Below are 18,221 nucleotides of genomic sequence, written 5' to 3'. Positions count from 1 at the left end.
TCTCGGTTTTGATTGGCGCTCTCATCCGTGGCAGAGTGGAGACATGGTCGCTCACTCGCTCCGCGCCCGGGTCCGCGCCGGGATGATCGACGAGATCAAGGCGGTCGCCCGCCGCCACCTGGCCACCGACGGCGCGAACCTGTCGCTCCGCGCGGTCGCCCGGGACATGGGCATGGTCTCCTCGGCGATCTACCGCTACTTCCCCAGCCGCGACGACCTGCTCACCGCGCTGATCCTGGAGGCGTACGAGGCGCTCGGCGACGCCGTGGAGGCGGCCGACGCCGGCGTCGACCAGGCCGACCTGCGCGGGCGCTGGCACGCCGTGTGCCGGGCCGCCCGCGCCTGGGCGCTGGCCCACCCGGCCGAGTACGCCCTGCTCTACGGCAGCCCCGTCCCCGGCTACGCGGCGCCGGAGGACACCGTGGCGCCGGCCCAGCGGCCCCCGGTGACCCTGGTCGGCATCCTCCGCGACGGGGTGGCCGGCGGCCGGATCGACGCCTCCGGCGAGGAGCTCCCTGAGCCGCTGCGGTCCGACGTGGCCGAGCTGGCCGCCCTGCTCGCCGTGGACCTGCCGCCCGCGCTGCTGGCCCGCGGCATGGCCGGCTGGACCCAGCTCTTCGGGTTGATCAGCTTCGAGCTGTTCGGCCGGATCAACAAGACGCTGCCCCACCGCGACGAGTACTTCGACCACCAGACCGCTCTGATGGCCGACCTCATCGGCCTGCCCGCCGTCTGAGAGCGGCGGGGCCACCGGTCAGGTGCCGTCGGAGGAGTGGCCCGGGAAGAGGTGGGCGCTCGGGTCGATGACGACCGCCGCGTTGTTGATCGCGGTGGCCGCCTCGCCGAAGCCGGTCGCGATCAGCCGGACCTTGCCCGGGTAGTCGGTGATGTCCCCGGCCGCGAAGACCCGGGGCAGGTTGGTGGCCATCGCGCTGTCGACAACGATGTGCCGCCGGTCAAGGTTCAACCCCCACTCGGCGAGCGGGCCCAGGTCGGCGGTGAACCCGAGCGCGGCCACCACGGTATCCACCGGCAGGGTCTCCACCGCGCCGCCGCGTACGGTCAGCTCGGCGCCGGTGACCCGGTCCTCCCCGTACAGCCGGCTCACCTCGGCGTTGACCACGACCCGCACCGGCAGCGCGCGCACCCGGTCGACGGTCGAGGCGTGCGCGCGGAACCGGTCCCGCCGGTGCACCAGCGTCACCGAGCGGGCGATCGGGGCCAGCGTCACCGCCCAGTCGAACGCCGAGTCCCCGCCGCCCACGATGAGCACGTCCCGGCCGGTCAGCTCGGTCGGCTGCGGTACGAAGTAGACGATCCCGCCGCCCACGAAGCTGTCCGCCACCGGCAGCGGCCGGGGCGTGAAGCTGCCCAGCCCGCCGGTGATCAGCACCGCCCCGCAGTGCAGCTGGTCACCGCCGGCCAGCCCGAGCACCGGCCGCCCGTCCAGGTACGACAGCTTCTCGGCGCGCACCCCGAGCAGGTATTCCGGGCGGAAGGGCGCGGCCTGGGCGACCAGGTTGGCGACCAGCTCCCGCCCCTTGATGGCGGGGAACCCGGCGACGTCGAGGATGAGCTTCTCCGGGTACATGGCGGTGACCTGGCCACCCGGCTCGGGCAGCGCGTCGATCACGGCCACGGACAGCCCGCGGAACCCGGCGTAGTAGGCGGCGAACAGCCCGGCGGGGCCCGCCCCGATCACGGCGACATCGACCTCGCGCATGGCGTACCGTCACTTTCGCCAAGGGATCAACGCGTGCTGATCCCGACGGTAGGCGGGGCGGTGGCCGCGGGCAAGCACGTCCCGCCGGCGGGTGGACGTGCCGTCAGGGCAACGTGACCGGGGGTGACCCGAGGGAGTCGCGCGTCCCGCCCTCCACCCGGCGGCGGAACAGCACCGCCGCGACGACACCGCCGAGCAGCCCGAACAGGTGCCCCTGCCAGGAGATGCGCTCGTCGGTGGGCAGGATGCCGAGCAGCTGCCAGCCGTAGAGCAGGCCGACGAGGAGCACCACGGCGAAGTTCCACCAGCTCCGCTCGACGATGCCGCGGGTGAGCAGGATGCCGAGGTAGCCGAAGATGACGCCGCTCGCGCCGACCACCACGGAGTTGGGCGAGCCGGTGAACCAGACCCCCAGGCCGCTGACCAGGATGATCACCAACGTGGACCAGAGGAACCGGCGGGTGCCGGCGGCCAGCACGAAGGTGCCGAGCAGGATCAGCGGGATGCTGTTGCTGTAGAGGTGGTTCCAGCCGGCGTGCAGGAACGGCGAGAAGAAGACGCCGTCGAGCCCCTGGATGCGGTGCGGGATGATGCCGGCGCTGACGTCGAGGTCGGCGCGCAGGCCGACGTCGACCGCCTCGATGAGGAACAGGACCGGCACGACCGCGCACATGGCGACGAACGCCCGGCCGAGCGAGGCGTAGAACGCCTCGGTGCCGAACCGGTGGGGGTCGCCGCCCGTGGGGCCGTCATGCCAGGTCACCCGTCAAGTGCTATCAGTAATCGGGGCGCATCGCCAGTCGAGAGCGGCACGACGACGGCGGGGCGTGCGAATCTCCGCACGCCCCGCCGTCGATGTCCGATCAGTACCAGCCCTGGCTCTGCGAGTGCTGCCAGGCGCCGCACGGGTCGTCGTAGCGGCCCTCGATGTAGCCGAGGCCCCACTTGATCTGGGTGGCCGGGTTGGTCTCCCAGTCGTCGGCCACCGAGCTCATCTTGCTACCGGGCACGGCCTGCGGGATGCCGTGCGCGCCGGAGGAGTCGTTGTGGGCCTTGGGGTTCCAGCCGCTCTCCTTGGTCCAGAGCTTGTCCAGACACGGGAACTGGTCGATGCCGAAGCCCTCGTCGAGCATGATCGCGCAACCGATCTTGCGGTTGCCGCTGTACTCCTCGCAGGAGGCCGGGATCGGCCCGTCGTAGGGCTTGGTCGCCGCCTTCTTCGCGGCCTCCCGCTCCTTCTTGCGGGACGCGGCCGCCGCCTCGGCCTCCTTGGCGCGCTCGGCGGCCTCCTTGGCCGCCGCCGCGGCCCGCAGCTTCGCCTGGTACTCGGCGGCCCGCTGCTTGGCCGACGACAGGCGGTGGTCGGCCTGGCGGTCGCGCTGGTACGCGTACTCCGTCCGGTCGACTTCCAGGCCGACCTGCGCGGTCAGGCCCTGTTGCTGGGTCTGTCGGTCTTCGCCCAGATAAAAGCCGCCGGCAACGCCCACGGAGAGCAGTGCGACAGCGGCCGTACGGGCGCCGAACCGGCTCCACAGCCGACTCACGAAGTGTCCCTTCGTCGGGGGCAAGGACACGGCGCGACGCGTGCCCCTGGAGCGGGCGCGCCGGCGCCGTGAGCGCCCCGACCCTCGCGGTCGCAGCCGACGCACCGGTGTTCGTGGCTCCTTCGCCGTGGCGCGGCGAACGATGCTTCCTGATGCGTGGGCGCTCGAAGGACACCATTGCGCACAGTGAGGCCGATGGGAAACCAAGGACGCCGATTGTGATCTGCGCCACAGGATAAATGGCATCAAAGGCGGACAAAGGTAAGCCTCAGAGCGGAATGTCCTCCAGCAGATCGGTGACCATCGCGGCGATGGGAGAACGCTCCGAACGGCTGAGAGTGACGTGCGCGAAGAGGTGATGGCCCTTCAGCGCCTCGATCACCGCGGTCACCCCGTCGTGCCGGCCGACCCGGAGATTGTCCCGCTGGGCCACGTCGTGGGTCAGCACCACCCGCGACCCCTGGCCGATGCGCGACAGCACGGTGAGCAGGACACCGCGCTCCAGCGACTGCGCCTCGTCGACGATGACGAAGGCGTCGTGCAGGCTCCGGCCGCGGATGTGGGTCAGCGGCAGGACCTCCAGCAGGCCCCGCGAGGTGACCTCCTCCAGCACGTTCTCGTGCACCACCGAGCCGAGCGTGTCGAAGACGGCCTGCGCCCACGGCGACATCTTCTCCGACTCCGAGCCGGGCAGGTAGCCCAGCTCCTGGCCGCCGACCGCGTACAACGGGCGGAACACGACGACCTTCTTGTGCCGCCGGCGCTCCATCACCGCCTCCAGGCCGGCGCAGAGGGCCAGCGCGGACTTGCCGGTGCCGGCCCGCCCGCCGAGCGAGACGATGCCGATCGACTCGTCCAGCAGCAGGTCGAGCGCCACCCGCTGTTCCGCCGAGCGGCCGTGCACGCCGAACGCCTCACGGTCGCCCCGCACCAGCCGGACGGTCTTGTCCGGCAGCACCCGGCCGAGCGCCGAGCCCCGCGCCGAGTGCAGCACGAGGCCGGTGTGGCAGGGCAGGCCGGAGGCGGCGTCGAGGTCGAGCGTCTCGCCCGCGTACAGCCGGCCGATCTCCTCCTCGGCCAGCTCCAGCTCGGCCATGCCGGTCCAGGTCGGGTCGCTGGCCTGGCCGTGCCGGTACTCGTCGGCCCGCAGGCCGACCGAGGCCGCCTTCACCCGCAGCGGCATGTCCTTGCTGACGAGCGTGACCTCGCGGCCCTCGGCGGCCAGGTTGAGCGCCACGGAGAGGATCCGGGCGTCGTTCGACTCGTTCCGGAACCCGGGCGGCAGCACCCCGTCGTCGGTGTGGTTCAGCTCCACCCGGAGGGTGCCGCCCTGGTCGTTGGCGGGCACCGGCCGGTCCAGCCGGCCGTGCCGCACCCGCAACTCGTCCAGCATGCGCAGCGACTGCCGGGCGAACCAGCCCAGCTCGGGGTGGTGACGCTTGCCCTCCAGCTCCGAGATCACCACCAGCGGCAGCACCACCTCGTGCTCGGCGAAGCGGTGGAACGCCGCGGGGTCGGAGAGGAGGACCGAGGTGTCGAGGACGAAGGCCGGGCCGGCTGGTCGGGGCTCCTCGGCGCCGGCGGGCGCGGCGGCCGTGCGGCGGCTGCGGGTGGTCCGGCGGGTCGTGGCGGTCGCGGCCGGGGTCTGGTCGGCACCGGCGGGGGTACGGCGAGTGGTCACAGGCCTGCTCCGCGGATGGGCACCCGGCCACCCGAGTTCCGCCTCTTCCGGTGCCCGGTGGACACGGGGTCGGATGCGGGCCCCGTGCGCGAGGTCGCAGGTCCGGGCTGTCCGGCTGGCCCGGGAAAACCCCGTGCCATGCCTAGACGCTAATGGCCGCGGGCCCGGTCGGCTAGTGGTGCGAGTGGATCACCCGTACGGGGCATGAACGGCGCGGCGGAACCGGCCGGGATGCATGCCCCCTGCGCGCATCCCGGCCGGCGGAGCCGCCGTCACCGGTCTGACTGCGGCTCCGACGGTGCGCGTCCGCCGCGGACGCCACACCGTGCCCCTGGGCGGGCCTCAGCCCTGCCGGCGGACCAGGGTCCCGGTCCGCGGCCCACCGCCGGCCGAGCCGAACGAGGAGCCGGTGTATGTGGTGCCCTGCCGGGTGGCCAACCCGCCGATCTGGGCGGTGGCGGTGGCCCGCAGGGCCGGGCCGGTGGTGGTGCGGGCGGTGACCGCGGCGGGGACGGCGGTGCCGGCGAACGGGGCGGTCCGCCCGGCCGGGGCGGTCACCGCGGCCGGGGCCGGTCCGGCCAGCGCCGAGGCGATCGCGGCCTGCGCGTCGCGGCGGCGCCGGTTCCAGGCGCCCCGGTCGCCGTCGAAGTAGCCCTGGCGGTAGCCGAACCGGTAGCCGATCCGGTAGCTGAGCTGGCCGTGCAGCCGGCCCGCCGCATAGCTGGTGGAGCCGAGCACGAGGACCAGCACGACGGCGAGAAAGGGGCTCATCGCTCGTCCGCCCCGGGCAGGGGGTCGACGACCAGCAGCCGCTCCAGATCCGCGGTGCTGACCTCCTCGACCAGCTCGACGCTGATCCGGCAGCCGTCGACGATCACCTCGGCCACCGAGGCCCGGCGGATCTCGCCGCCGGCCTCGTAGACCCGGACGCTCAGCTCGGGACAGCCGAGGTGCGTCCGCCAGGCGTCCCACTCGTCACGGTCGCCCACGCTGAGGGAGAGGTAGCGGCAGCCCCGGGCCAGGTAGAGGCGCCAGGGGGCGCTCAGGCCGGCGGTCACCCCCTCCGCGATCAGGCCGAAGGCCTGCGCACGGGTCGCGAGCTCGGTCACGAGACCCCCTCGACACCCGCGGAGTGACGCATGTGAGCACTCGTCGTCTCATGCACGTGACACACCGTAAGTTGTCTCATGAGCGTGACAGTATCAGCTTTTCGTTTGTTTGCCGCCGTACTGGCGTCCATCTATTCTGCCCGGGTGACACCCCTCAGGAACAGCTCTGGATCGTTTACCGGGAACCGTGGATCATCGTCACGTCGGCGTGACAGCAGCGTGCCGGGCGGTGCCCCGGAGACCGACTGGTCGTACCGTCACGAGGTGACCGAGACCGCGAACGCACGGAAGATCGCCTTCGCCACCTTCGTCCGCCGCGCACTGGAGGACGCGCGCGCCATGCGGGCCTGGAGCGGCACGGAGGTCTCCCGGCGCACCGGCGTCTCCCGCCAGACCATCAACCGCTGGGTGCGCGGCGACTGGGCCAGTGACCCCGAGGCCGAACGTGTCGTCGCCTTCTGCGAAGGGCTGGGGCTCAACCCGGCGGCGGCGTTCGCCGCCCTCGGCTGGGACCGGGCGGCGGCCCCCCGCGCCGCGCCGACCCCGCCGCCCATGGACCCCGACGTCGAGGCGCTGCTGCGCCGGCTGGTGGACCCGAACGTCTCCGACGCGGAGAAGTTCCACATCCGAGAAACCATTCGTTATCTCGCTTATCGCCCAACCCTTCCGGTCGATGTCCGAAATAGAGGTAAACAAGCCGGGTAGTTCCTCAGATGGCGAAAGAACGGAAGGCCAGACCCGATCGTTTCGCCTCGGGGCCGGATCGGACACGCTAGCGTCCACGTTTGTACTGCTAAGGGCTCGTCATCGGCGGGGGGACGGGACACAGCCGAACCCAGCCCTGCGGGACAGAAGGAGGGGTCTGTCCATGACCCTGAAATGGTTGGCAGTCGTGGTCGCGGTGGTGTCGGTGACATCGTGCGTGACCGGCAACGTGGTGGTCGGCGTACTGGACGGCGGGCAGCTTCCCCTGGTCGTCAATCTCTTCGCGCTCATCACGGCCGGCACCGCGGTGGTCCTCGCCGTCGTCGCCGAACTGCACGACCGGCTGAACGACCGGGTCAGCGCGCTCACCGAGTTCCTGGTGGCGCGGCTCAACGAGATAGAGGCGCACACCGGCGACCGGAACACCGGCTTCGTGGAGGGCTACCTGCTGAGCCACGGGCAGGAAGCGGCCGTGGTGCCGTTCGGGCGCCGGGGACGGGGAGCCGCCGAACGCTGATCATCCGCGTCGTCCGGACGTCACATCTCGGCCACGAATACGCCGCCGTGACCGGGGTACGCTGTCGCGCGTGCCGCCGTTGAATCTGGGCAACCAGCAGCCGAAAACCCCGTTGGACGCCGCGCACGCGTGGCGCGCCACCGCCGCCCGCGCGGGCGATGTGGTGCTCTTCTTCGACTTCGACGGCACCCTCGCCCCGGTCGACGACGACCCGACCGCGGTCCAGCCCGCGCCGAAGGTGCTCGCCGCGCTGGAAGCGCTCGCCTCGCGGGTCCGCCGGATCGCCATCGTCTCCGCGCGCCCGGTGGAATTCCTCCGCGACCGCCTCGGCGGCCTCGCCGGCATCGACCTCTACGGCCTCTACGGCCTGGAACACAGCCACTCCGGCGGCGAGACCGTCACCGAGCCGGCCGCCCTGCCCTGGGTGCCCACCATGGCCGACCTGGCCGAGCAGGCCCGCGCCGAGCTGCCGCCCGGCGCGCTGGTGGAGTTCAAGCGGCTCTCCGTCGCGCTGCACTGGCGCACCGCGCCGCAGCTCGGCGATCTCGTGCAGGAGTGGGGCCGGACCCAGGCCGAGCGGCTGGGCCTGCGCTGCCAGGCCGGGCGCATGGTGCTGGAGCTGAAGCCCCCGGTCGACCGGGACAAGGGCATGGTCATCGGCGAGGCGGTCCGCGACGCCGGCGGCGCCTGGTACTTCGGCGACGACGTCTCGGACATCAAGGCCTTCTCGGCGCTGCGCGCCCGGGCCGCCGCCGACCCGCAGTTCCTCGGCGTCTGTGTCGCGGTGGCGAACCCGGAGACCGGTCACGAGGTCGCCGACGCCGCCGACCTCACCCTGGACTCCCCCGCCGCCCTCGGCGACTTCCTCACCGAGGCACTACCCCACCTGCGCTGAGGCGGCGCCAGTTGAGGGCCGCGCTGCTCACGGGCACGCCTGCCGGCGGCGCCCGTCAGACGCCGTAGCGGCGCTGCCGGGTGGCGTAGTCGCGGAGGGCGCGGAGGAAGTCGACCCGGCGGAAGTCGGGCCAGTTGAGCTCGCAGAAGTAGAACTCCGAGTGGGCGCTCTGCCAGAGCATGAAGCCGGAGAGCCGCTGCTCACCGCTGGTCCGGATGATCAGATCCGGGTCGGGCAGGCCCTTGGTGTAGAGGTGCTCGGAGATGTGGTCGACATCGATCGAGCTGGCCAGCTCCTCCACCGTGCCGCCGGTCGCGGCGTGCTCCAGCAGCAGTGAGCGCACCGCGTCGGCGATCTCCCGGCGCCCGCCGTAGCCGACCGCGATGTTGACCTGCGCGCCGCCGCTGCGATGCCGGGTGCGCTCCTCGGCCGCCTTCAGCGCGGCGGCGTGCTGCGCGGGCAGCACGTCGAGGGCGCCGACCATGCGCAGCCGCCAGGGGTTGCCCTCCTCGGCCAGCTCGGTGGTCAGGTCCTCGATGATCTGGAGCAGCGGGTCCAGCTCGGCGGCCGGCCGGGAGAGATTGTCCGTGGAGAGCAGCCAGAGCGTGACGTGCCCGACACCGGCGGCGTCGCACCAGCGCAGCAGCTCCTTGATCCGTTCGGCGCCCATCCGGTGGCCGTCGTTCGGGTCGACGAAGCCCATCTCCCGGGCCCATCTGCGGTTGCCGTCACACATCACGCCGACGTGCCGGGGCACCGGCTTGCCCGCGAGCTTCGCGGTGAGCCGGCGCTCGTACACGGAGTAGAGGAGTTTCCGCAGAGTCATCACCTTGCAGGGTAGCGACCCGCGCGGAGGATCAGTGTCGCGGTGGCGCATCGTCGACGGCTCCGGGTCGCGGCGCGGCGTCGGACCGGCCGAGCTGGGCGGCGCCGATCCTGGCCAGGGTGCGGGCGTCGAGACGTCCGTCACCCAACCCCAGCTCGACCACGGTCCGGTAGACCCGCTCGTCGCGGCGGGCCGCGCGCACCGCCGCGTCCACCACCCACCGCCGCCGGGCCAGCCAGGCCGCCACCGAGCTGTGCCGCAGGTGGGTGCCGAGCCCTCGGCGCAGCGCGTCGGCGTACCGGCGGGCCGCGAAGGCCGGGGCGCCGGCCGCGGCGGCGCCGGCCAGGGCCCCGGAGCGCAGCGCGTAGAAGATGCCCTCGCCCGTGAACGGGTTGATCAGCGAGAGCGCGTCGCCGGCCAGCACGACCCGGCCCCGCCCGGGCGCCGGCCGGTGGGTGGAGAGCGGCAGGTGGTGCGCGCGCAGGTCGGTCACGGCCGCCGGGTCGGTGCCGGGGAGCAGGGCGGCCAGCCGGTCCAGCAGGTGGGCGCGGGTCAGTGGTTCGCCCCGCAGCACCTCCCCGTACCCGACGTTCGCCCGGCCGTCACCGATCGGGAAGGACCAGGCGTACGCCGGCCAGCGCGGCGACGAGGTGACGATGAGCTGCTCGGGCGGGCCGGGGCGGGCCGGGGCGTAACCCCGGATGGCGAGCGCGAGGTGCCGGTCCGGGTTCACCGGGTGGCCGAGCGTGCGGCGCAGCACCGAGCCGGCCCCGTCCGCGCCGACCACCGCCCGGGCGGCCAGTTGGCCGTCGAGCACCACCCGGTCCTCGCGCACCTCCACGGCGCGTACGGTGTGCCGGCGCAGCTCCGCCCCGGCCGCGGTCGCCGCCGCCACCAGCCGGGCGTCGAACACCTGCCGGGGCACCGTGTACGCGGGCCGGGGCAGCGCCCGGGCCACCGTCGCGCCGCCGGGGCCGACCAGGCGCAGCGCGGGCAGCGGCGCGTACCCGTCGACCGCCCCGGTCACGCCCAGCTCGGCGAGGACGTCCAGCGCGTGCGCGGCGATGCCGTCCCCGCACGCCTTGTCCCGCGGAAAGTCGTACCGGTCGAGCAGCAGCACCCGCTGGGCGCCCGCCCGCCGCGCCCCGAGCGCGGCGGCCGCCCCGGCGGGCCCGGCCCCGACGACGATCACGTCGTACTCGTCCCCCACCCCGCCATCCTCCCCCGCCCCAACCCCCACCCGGGGCCGCCGCGCCCCGTCCCACCGTGTTGATCATGGCGTTGGCGGCAGTAAAGGAGATCGACATCGCCGTCAACCTCATGATCACCGCGACGGGGACGCGGGGGTGGGGGTACGGGTGGCGCGGTGGAGGGAATAGAGGGTCAGCAGGGCTGCGGTCAGGAGGGGGGCGCCGTCGCGGATCAGGCCGTCCACATCCAGGAGCCACCAGCAGAGGGGGAGGTCCACCGCGAGAGTTGCCAGGGTGATGGCGACCAGGAGCTTGCGGGCCCAGGGGCGGTCGCGCAGCAGGAAGGCGGTGCAGAAGAGCACCGCGTAGCTGACCGCGATGCCGGCGGCGAACCAGAACAGCACGGCCGGCACGGCGCTGATCCGCCCGTCCAGGATGGAGCCGGTCGCGACAAGGGCCGGGACCAGCATGAGCGGGCTGTAGGTGAACGCGGCGACCCGGGCGGTGAGCAGCCACCCGGCGACCGGCGGGCGCTTCGGGACGACCTCCCGCCAGGAGATCACCCCGCCCTCGACGACCAGGCCCTTGCGGTGCCGGACCAGGTGCCCGCCGACCGCCTCGGAGCGATAGAGCAGCACCACGACCGCGACGCAGAGCGCCGTGAGCACCCCGAAGCCGAGCAGGCCGGGCAGCGGCGGCACCCCCGCCCGGGGTACGACCAGCCGCCCCACCGCGAACACGGTGGTCACCGACAGGATCAGGCCGAACGGCTTCGCCACCGCCCGGCCGCGCTTGACGTGCCCGATCAGCACCAGGAAGCCCAGCGACCGCAGCATGGCCCAGCCGGTGCGGACGGCGAGCCCGAACTCCTGCTCCGGGGCGTACCAGTAGTTGAGCAGCTCGACCACGATGGTGCCCGCCGCCGTGACGGCCAGCAGGGTGGTCAGCGCCCGGACGGCGGACGGCCGCCGGACCTCGACAGGTTCGGCGGCCGTCCTCATGGCATCCGGTGTTGCCCGGTGCGGGCTTCCGTCACACCTCTACTTCTGCGGCTCCGCGTCGAGCCGGGCACGCAGCGCGTCCAGCTCGGCCCAGAGGACACCGGGGAGCTTGTCGCCGAACTTCTCGAACCACTCGGTGACCAGCGGCAGCTCGTTGCGCCACTCCTCCGGGTCGACCTTGAGGGCGATCCGGACGTCCTCCGGGGTCATGTCCAGGCCCTCGACGTCGAGCGCGTCCTGGGCCGGGACCATGCCGATCGGGGTCTCGACCGCCTCGGCCCGACCCTCCAGGCGCTCGATGACCCACTTGAGCACCCGGGAGTTCTCGCCGAAGCCCGGCCAGAGGAAGTTGCCCTCGGCGTCCTTGCGGAACCAGTTCACGTAGTAGATCTTCGGCAGCTTGGCCTCGTCGCCGTCGGTGCCCTTGCCCATCTCGATCCAGTGCCGGAAGTAGTCGCCGGCGTTGTAGCCGATGAACGGCAGCATGGCCATCGGGTCGCGGCGGACCACGCCGACCGCGCCGGAGGCGGCGGCGGTGGTCTCCGAGGAGAGCGTCGCGCCCATGTAGACGCCGTGCACCCAGTCGCGGGCCTCGGTGACCAGCGGGATGGTGTCCCGGCGCCGGCCGCCGAACAGGATCGCGTCGATCGGCACACCGTTGGGGTCGTAGTAGTCGTCGGCGAGGATGGGGCACTGCGTGATCGGGGTGCAGAACCGGCTGTTCGCGTGCGAGGAGAGGCTGTCGCTCTCCGGCGTCCAGTCGTTGCCCTTCCAGTCGATCAGGTGCGCCGGCGGCTCACCCATGCCCTCCCACCAGATGTCGCCGTCGTCGGTGAGGGCCACATTGGTGAAGACGGAGTTGCCGCGGTCCAGCGTCCGCATGGCGTTGGCGTTGGTCTTCCAGTCGGTGCCCGGCGCGACGCCGAAGAGGCCGTACTCCGGGTTGACCGCGTAGAGGCGGCCGTCCGGGCCGAACCGCATCCAGGCGATGTCGTCGCCGATGGTCTCGACCTTCCAGCCCGGGATGGTCGGCTCCAGCATGGCGAGGTTGGTCTTGCCGCAGGCGGACGGGAAGGCGCCCGCGATGTGGTAGACCTTGCCCTCGGGCGAGGTGATCTTGAGGATCAGCATGTGCTCGGCGAGCCAGCCCTCGTCGCGGCCCATGACGCTGGCGATCCGCAGCGAGTAGCACTTCTTGCCGAGCAGCGAGTTGCCGCCGTAGCCCGAACCGAAGGACCAGATCTCGCGGGTCTCCGGGAAGTGCGAGATGTACTTGGTGTCGTTGCACGGCCAGGCCACGTCCTGCTGGCCGGGCTCGAGCGGGGCGCCGATCGAGTGCAGCGCGTGCACGAAGTCGGCGTCGTCGCCCATCGCCTCGAGGACCTTCTGCCCCATCCGGGTCATGATGCGCATCGAGGCGACCACGTACGGGCTGTCGGTGATCTCGACGCCGAACATCGGGCTCTCCGCCTCGACCGGCCCCATGCAGAACGGGATGACGTACATGGTGCGCCCGCGCATGCACCCGCGGTACAGCTCCGTCATCGTCCGCTTCATCTCGGCCGGCGCCATCCAGTTGTTGGTGGGGCCGGCGTCCGCCTCGTCGACGGAGCAGATGAAGGTGCGCTCCTCGACCCGCGCGACGTCCGTCGGGTCCGTCCGCGCGTAGAACGAGTTGGGCTTCTTCTCGGGGTTCAGCCGGATCAGGGTGCCCTTGTCGACGAGCTCGTCGGTGAGGCGGCGCCACTCCTCATCGGACCCGTCCACCCAGACCACCCGGTCGGGGGTGGTCAGTTCCGCGACCTCACGTACCCAGGCGAGCAGTTTGGGGTGGGACGTCGGGGCCTGATCGATACCCCGAACAGTAGCCGGAGCAACCATGTCACATCTCCTTGTGGTCGACGCTGACCGATGTATGGGATGCACGAGTTCTGGCGAGCCGGTGCGTCGCCTTCGTGGAAACCTGGGATTGGGCTCAGCGTAAACCGGGCTGCCTCCCCAGTCAGTGGGACTGGTTGTGAAGAACTGCACAAGGTACGGCCACGCTGCGGCATCGCGATCTCTTACCCGCTTTCGCGCGCAGTTTCACGCAAATCTTGCGGAGAACCTTCGACGGCCCGGTACGTGACCAACCCCGCGCGGACGCCGGACGGGCGGAAGGCGACCGCCATGACACGAACGACGATTCCGTGATCCGCTCCACAATTGCGCCACTCGTGGTTACGCTGCGCTCACGGATACCGGAAACGGACGGCGGTCAGCCGAAGGGGCGCGGGACGCGCCGGGCCGCCCGGGGGCGGGGCGCCGGACCGGCGGACCGCCGACTCGCCGTTGCGGCCCGTCCCCGCTGCGCGCACCCGGTACTCTCGGCGGGTGGCCGCGACGATGACCGGGGACCAACCGGGGGCTCCGCAGACCCGTCGAGGTCTGATCGGGGCCCTGATCGACCGTTTCGGTCATCTGGTCCGCGAGATGAGCAAGTTCGCCACCGTGGGTGGCTTCGCCTTCCTCGTCGACCTCGCCCTCTTCAACTACCTGGCGAGCGTGCGGCACATGCCGCCGGTGGCGGCCAAGACCGTCTCCACCGTGATCGCGGCCAGCCTGGCGTTCCTCGGCAACCGGTTCTGGACCTGGCGGCACCGCCAGCGCTCCCACCCCGCCCGGGAGTACGCGCTGTTCTTCTTCTTCAACGGGGTGGGCCTCGGCATCGCGGTGGGCTGCCTCGCCATCAGTCGCTACGGCCTCGGCGCGGTGTGGCCCGAGGTGTTCCAGACCCCGCTGGCCGACAACATCGCCAGCTTCATCGTCGGCACCGGCCTGGGGACGCTGTTCCGGTTCTGGTCGTACCGACGGTTCGTTTTCGTCGAGGCGGGAACTCCGTCCGTTCCGGCGACGAGCCGCGACCGAGAGTCCGGGGCGTGACCCACCGCCCATCCCGTCCTGCCGGGCCCAGCCGGCCCTGCCCACTGCCCTAAGGTGTTCCGCATGCCTCTTGTCCGTCTGCTGCCCGAGCGCTGGCAGAAGTTCATCCACGAGGCGCTCAAATTCGGCATCGTCGGCGGCATCAACACCGTCATCAATTACGCGGTGTTCAATGCGCTGGCACTCACGGTTTTCCGCAACGGCCAGCTCAAGGCGACCGTCATCGCGACCATCGTCGCGACGATCACGTCATATCTGATGAACCGGCACTGGACGTACCGGGATCGGCCGAGTTCGGCGCTTCGCCGCGAATACGTCCTGTTCTTCCTCTTCAACGGCGCCGGCCTGGTCATCGAACTCGGCATCCTGGCGCTGGCCAAGTACGGCCTCGGCGTGCACAGCCTGCTCGCGTTGAACGTGGCGAAGACCGGCGGCGTGCTGCTGGCCACCCTGTTCCGCTTCTGGTCCTACCGGACGTTCGTCTTCCAGCCGGTGCCGAAACACGCCGAGGAGACCTGGCACGCCATCCCGCGCGACGAGTGGGACACCATGGCCGAGATGGACCCGGTGGCCGAGCTGGCCGAGTCGGTCAGCGAGCTGGAGGAGGCCGAGCGCCCGCTCGGCGAGCGCCGCGCGGGCGACCACCCACCGCACCAGGTCCGCCCCGCACCGGCCGACGCCGGCCTGGGCCGCGCCCTCGGCGCCGACCTGGACGCCGAGCTGGCCGCCGAACTCCAGCCCACCCCACGCCGCGCCCCGCGCCGCTGACGCGGCCCTCCCGGCCCGTTCCCCGGCGTCGATCAAGAGGTTTGCGTCTGTCGGGTGCCCGATCCCGACGCAAACCTCTTGATCAACAGGGCCGGGAAGGTCAGGCGGAGGGGTCGCGCAGCGGCTTGCCCTCGCTCATGTCGGCCAGGATCTCGCGCATCTCGCCGTCGCCCAGGCTGTGCCGGTCGTGGTGGGCCTCGACCAGCTCGTAGAGCTTCGTCTGGACCTTGTCGACGTGCGGCACGTCGTTGAGCACCGACTGGCCGCGCTCACCGGCGGACTCGATGGTCAGCGTGCCGCAGCCGAGCATCCGCTCCAGGAACTTCTGGTGCATGGCGTGGTCGTTGATCCGGGTCAGCGGCAGGTCCCGCCGGTTGCGGGAGAACACCCCCTCCTGGAGCAGCACCCGCTCGTTGGTGAAGAGGTAGTGGGTGGTGCGCCAGACCAGGAACGGCCACAGCCCCAGCCAGAACACCAGCACCAGGCCGAGCGCGGCGATCACGTAGAGCGCGATGGTGCCGCCGTCGCCCTCGGGCAGCAGGAGCCAACCCGCGACCACCGCCGCGACGGCGAGCACCAGCACCAGGATCGGCCGGATCAGGGCCTTCCAGTGCGGGTGGAGATGTAGCACGACGTGCTCGTCCTCGGTGAGCACGTCTTCGGGGAACGCCACGGGAACCTCCTCGCAGAACAGGACGCGCTGACCGTAACCGGTCGGCGCATCCTCCGGGATCGGCCGCGCGGAGGGTGCTCAGCGCAGATGCAGCACGTCGCCCGCGGCGAGACGCAGCTCGCCCTCCGGGCCGGCGACCAGCAGTTGCCCGTCCGGATCCACCCCGGTGGCGGTGCCGCGCACCTCCCGGCCGTCCGGCAGCAGCACCCGCACCTCCCGGCCGACCGTGGCGCACCCCGCCAGGTAGGCGTCCCGCAGGCCGCTGGCGACCGCGTCGCCCCCGGCGTTCCGCCAGCGCTCGTACCAGTCGGCGAGCGAGCGGAGCAGGGCGCGCAGCAGCGGGTCCCGGTCGGTGGCGGCGGCCCCGGCGAGCTGGAGCGAGGTGGCCGGCAGCCCGGTGGGGTTCTCCGGCAGCTCGTCGGCCCGCAGGGTGACGTTCAGGCCGATGCCGACCACGATCGCGGGCGGCTGGTCCGGCCCCGCACCGGGCACCGCCTCGGCCAGCACGCCGGCGCACTTCGCGCTGTCCACCAGCAGGTCGTTCGGCCACTTGAGCCGGGCGTCCAGCTCGGCCAGCAGGGCCACCGCCTCGACCAGCGCGACGCCGGCCAGCAGCGGCAGCCACCCGTACCCCTGCGGTGGCACGGGCGACCAGCCGCGCTCCGCGTCGGCCTCACCGGGCCGGAGCAGGACGCTGGTCGCGATGCCGGCCCGCGGCGGCGACTGCCACACCCGGCCGCGCCGGCCGCGGCCGGCGGTCTGCCGCTCGGCGACCACCACGAGGCCCTCCGGTTCGCCGGCCCGCGCGGCCTCGACCACGTCGGCGTTCGTCGAGCCGGTCTCGGCGCGCAGCTCCAGCCGGCGCCACGGCCCGTTCGGGGCGACCAGCGCGCGCCGCAGCCGGGCCGCGGACAGTGGCGGGCGGTCCAGATCGGTGTACGGCGAGCCGGGCATCCCGCCAGCCTACGGCCCGCGCGCCGGCCGGTCGCCCGGAAGCGGTGAGGCGCACTGCACAGCGTCACCCACCTGAACCATCGTTATATTCCCTGGGTGACTACCGAGACCGGGATCAACATCCACACGACCGCCGGCAAGCTGGCGGACCTGGAGCGACGGCTCGACGAGGCGGTGCACGCCGGGTCGGCGCGCGCGGTCGAGAAGCAGCACGCGCGGGGCAAGAAGACCGCTCGCGAGCGGATCGAGATGCTCCTCGACGAGGGCTCCTTCGTCGAGATGGACGAATTCGCCCGGCACCGCTCGACCAACTTCGGGCTGGAGAAGACCCGCCCGTACGGGGACGGCGTGGTGACCGGATACGGCACGGTGGACGGCCGGCAGGTCTGCGTCTTCGCGCAGGACTTCACCGTCTTCGGCGGCTCCCTCGGCGAGGTCTTCGGCGAGAAGATCGTCAAGCTGATGGACCTCGCCATGAAGATCGGCTGCCCGGTCGTCGGCATCAACGACTCGGGCGGCGCGCGGATCCAGGAGGGTGTCGCCTCCCTCGGCCTCTACGGCGAGATCTTCTTCCGCAACGTGCGGGCCAGCGGGGTCATCCCGCAGATCTCGCTGATCATGGGCCCGTGCGCGGGTGGCGCGGTCTACTCCCCGGCGGTCACCGACTTCACCGTGATGGTCGACCAGACCTCGCACATGTTCATCACCGGCCCCGACGTCATCAAGACGGTCACCGGCGAGGACGTGGGCATGGAGGAGCTGGGCGGCGCCCGCACCCACAACGCCCGCAGCGGCAACGCGCACTACCTCGGCACCGACGAGGAGGACGCGATCGAGTACGTCAAGGCGCTGCTGTCGTACCTGCCGTCGAACAACCTGGACGAGCCGGTGGTCTTCTCCGCTGATGTGGATCTCGCCATCACCGATGAGGACCGGGAACTGGACACGCTGATCCCGGACTCGGCCAACCAGCCGTACGACATGCACCGGGTCATCGAGCACGTCCTCGACGACGGCGAGTTCCTGGAGGTCCAGCCCCTCTACGCGCAGAACCTCGTGGTCGGCTTCGGCCGGGTCGAGGGGCGCCCGGTCGGCGTGGTCGCCAACCAGCCGATGCACTTCGCCGGCACCCTGGACATCGCCGCCTCGGAGAAGGCAGCCCGGTTCGTGCGCACCTGCGACGCGTTCAACATCCCGGTGCTGACCTTCGTGGACGTCCCCGGTTTCCTCCCCGGCACCGGGCAGGAGTGGGACGGCATCATCCGGCGCGGCGCGAAGCTCATCTACGCGTACGCCGAGGCCACCGTCCCGAAGGTCACCGTCATCACCCGCAAGGCGTACGGCGGGGCGTACGACGTCATGGGCTCCAAGCACCTGGGCGCGGACCTGAACTTCGCCTGGCCGACCGCCCAGATCGCGGTGATGGGCGCGCAGGGCGCCGTGAACATCCTCTACCGCTCGGAGTTGGCGAACGCCGAGGACCCGGCCGCCGTCCGGGCCGAGAAGATCGCCGAGTACGAGGACACCCTGGCCAACCCGTACATCGCCGCCGAGCGCGGGTACGTCGACGGGGTCATCCCGCCGCACGAGACGCGCACCCAGATCGTGCGGGCGCTGCGGGTGCTGCGCACCAAGCGCGAGACCCTGCCCCCGAAGAAGCACGGCAACATCCCGCTCTGACGCGGACGCCCCAGCGGCCCCCCACCCCGTGCG

The 18,221-nt window shown here is 72.0% G+C and carries 19 protein-coding genes; 7 read left to right on the top strand and 12 right to left on the bottom strand.

Translation table 11 applies throughout. From position 1 onward, the window contains the following. The first annotated feature begins 43 nt into the window (after positions 1-43). The gene (locus tag ACQP12_RS04210) at positions 44-736 is read left to right on the top strand and encodes a TetR/AcrR family transcriptional regulator (protein WP_433285149.1); all 693 of its coding nucleotides are present in this window, start codon (positions 44-46) and stop codon (positions 734-736) included. Positions 737-754: 18 nt separating this feature from the next. Here ACQP12_RS04210 and ACQP12_RS04205 read toward each other — a convergent pair whose 3' ends face one another. From ACQP12_RS04205 to ACQP12_RS04180, 6 genes are all read right to left on the bottom strand, one after another. Then, on the bottom strand, positions 755-1,723 hold the full coding sequence (locus ACQP12_RS04205) for an NAD(P)/FAD-dependent oxidoreductase (RefSeq protein ID WP_433285147.1): 969 nt from the start codon (positions 1,721-1,723) through the stop codon (positions 755-757). A 103-nt stretch (positions 1,724-1,826) separates the two neighbouring features. Then, positions 1,827-2,486 carry a rhomboid family intramembrane serine protease gene (locus ACQP12_RS04200; RefSeq protein WP_357940967.1) on the bottom strand — a complete coding sequence of 220 codons (660 nt, stop codon included), beginning with the start codon at positions 2,484-2,486 and terminating at the stop codon, positions 1,827-1,829. 100 nt (positions 2,487-2,586) lie between these two features. Beyond that, positions 2,587-3,267 (bottom strand): lytic transglycosylase domain-containing protein, encoded by a 681-nt coding sequence (locus ACQP12_RS04195; protein ID WP_357940965.1) that lies wholly within the window; start codon positions 3,265-3,267, stop codon positions 2,587-2,589. A gap of 268 nt (positions 3,268-3,535) precedes the next feature. Then, complete coding sequence (locus ACQP12_RS04190; protein ID WP_357940963.1) at positions 3,536-4,948, bottom strand: PhoH family protein; 1,413 nt, start codon at positions 4,946-4,948, stop codon at positions 3,536-3,538. A gap of 342 nt (positions 4,949-5,290) precedes the next feature. Continuing rightward, positions 5,291-5,719 (bottom strand): hypothetical protein, encoded by a 429-nt coding sequence (locus ACQP12_RS04185; protein ID WP_433285144.1) that lies wholly within the window; start codon positions 5,717-5,719, stop codon positions 5,291-5,293. Beyond that, positions 5,716-6,057, bottom strand: coding sequence for a hypothetical protein (locus ACQP12_RS04180; protein WP_091260344.1), 342 nt, complete (start codon positions 6,055-6,057; stop codon positions 5,716-5,718). The genes ACQP12_RS04185 and ACQP12_RS04180 overlap by 4 nt, the downstream gene beginning before the upstream one ends. A 264-nt stretch (positions 6,058-6,321) precedes the next feature. Between ACQP12_RS04180 and ACQP12_RS04175 the strand changes: the two genes are divergently transcribed. From ACQP12_RS04175 to otsB, 3 genes are all read left to right on the top strand, one after another. After that, positions 6,322-6,762 carry a helix-turn-helix domain-containing protein gene (locus ACQP12_RS04175; protein ID WP_357940959.1) on the top strand — a complete coding sequence of 147 codons (441 nt, stop codon included), beginning with the start codon at positions 6,322-6,324 and terminating at the stop codon, positions 6,760-6,762. Between the two features lie 163 nt (positions 6,763-6,925). Next, a complete protein-coding gene (locus ACQP12_RS04170) occupies positions 6,926-7,279 on the top strand; it encodes a hypothetical protein (protein WP_091314007.1) in 354 nt (117 codons plus the stop codon). Between the two features lie 70 nt (positions 7,280-7,349). After that, entirely contained in the window at positions 7,350-8,174 is an 825-nt protein-coding gene (otsB, locus tag ACQP12_RS04165) for a trehalose-phosphatase (RefSeq protein ID WP_433285141.1), read from the top strand. Positions 8,175-8,229: 55 nt separating this feature from the next. Here otsB and ACQP12_RS04160 read toward each other — a convergent pair whose 3' ends face one another. From ACQP12_RS04160 to ACQP12_RS04145, 4 genes are all read right to left on the bottom strand, one after another. After that, positions 8,230-9,000, bottom strand: coding sequence for an isoprenyl transferase (locus tag ACQP12_RS04160; RefSeq protein ID WP_433285139.1), 771 nt, complete (start codon positions 8,998-9,000; stop codon positions 8,230-8,232). A 31-nt stretch (positions 9,001-9,031) separates the two neighbouring features. Beyond that, positions 9,032-10,210: a geranylgeranyl reductase family protein gene (locus tag ACQP12_RS04155; RefSeq protein WP_433285137.1), complete on the bottom strand. Its 1,179-nt coding sequence runs from the start codon at positions 10,208-10,210 to the stop codon at positions 9,032-9,034. Positions 10,211-10,324: 114 nt separating this feature from the next. Then, the gene (locus ACQP12_RS04150) at positions 10,325-11,191 is read right to left on the bottom strand and encodes a hypothetical protein (RefSeq protein ID WP_433285135.1); all 867 of its coding nucleotides are present in this window, start codon (positions 11,189-11,191) and stop codon (positions 10,325-10,327) included. Positions 11,192-11,230: 39 nt separating this feature from the next. Continuing rightward, complete coding sequence (locus ACQP12_RS04145; RefSeq protein WP_433285133.1) at positions 11,231-13,072, bottom strand: phosphoenolpyruvate carboxykinase (GTP); 1,842 nt, start codon at positions 13,070-13,072, stop codon at positions 11,231-11,233. Between the two features lie 504 nt (positions 13,073-13,576). Between ACQP12_RS04145 and ACQP12_RS04140 the strand changes: the two genes are divergently transcribed. Together ACQP12_RS04140 and ACQP12_RS04135 are read left to right on the top strand one after the other, a co-directional pair. Next, positions 13,577-14,113 (top strand): GtrA family protein, encoded by a 537-nt coding sequence (locus ACQP12_RS04140; protein ID WP_357941080.1) that lies wholly within the window; start codon positions 13,577-13,579, stop codon positions 14,111-14,113. A gap of 63 nt (positions 14,114-14,176) precedes the next feature. After that, positions 14,177-14,881: a GtrA family protein gene (locus ACQP12_RS04135; RefSeq protein WP_433285131.1), complete on the top strand. Its 705-nt coding sequence runs from the start codon at positions 14,177-14,179 to the stop codon at positions 14,879-14,881. Between the two features lie 100 nt (positions 14,882-14,981). Here the strand turns inward: ACQP12_RS04135 and ACQP12_RS04130 are convergent, their stop codons facing one another. After that, a complete protein-coding gene (locus ACQP12_RS04130) occupies positions 14,982-15,554 on the bottom strand; it encodes a PH domain-containing protein (RefSeq protein ID WP_357940945.1) in 573 nt (190 codons plus the stop codon). Positions 15,555-15,632: 78 nt separating this feature from the next. Then, positions 15,633-16,508, bottom strand: coding sequence for a biotin--[acetyl-CoA-carboxylase] ligase (locus tag ACQP12_RS04125; protein ID WP_433285128.1), 876 nt, complete (start codon positions 16,506-16,508; stop codon positions 15,633-15,635). Positions 16,509-16,604: 96 nt separating this feature from the next. On the opposite strand from ACQP12_RS04125, the gene ACQP12_RS04120 reads away from it, so the two are divergent. Beyond that, on the top strand, positions 16,605-18,188 hold the full coding sequence (locus ACQP12_RS04120) for an acyl-CoA carboxylase subunit beta (protein ID WP_433285126.1): 1,584 nt from the start codon (positions 16,605-16,607) through the stop codon (positions 18,186-18,188). Positions 18,189-18,221 lie beyond the last annotated feature (33 nt).

Origin of the sequence: Micromonospora sp. CA-244673 (assembly GCF_050948395.1) — a bacterium.
Classification (GTDB): domain Bacteria; phylum Actinomycetota; class Actinomycetes; order Mycobacteriales; family Micromonosporaceae; genus Micromonospora.
Note: the sequence above shows the minus strand (reverse complement) of the source record. Positions and strands in the feature narration are given on the sequence as shown.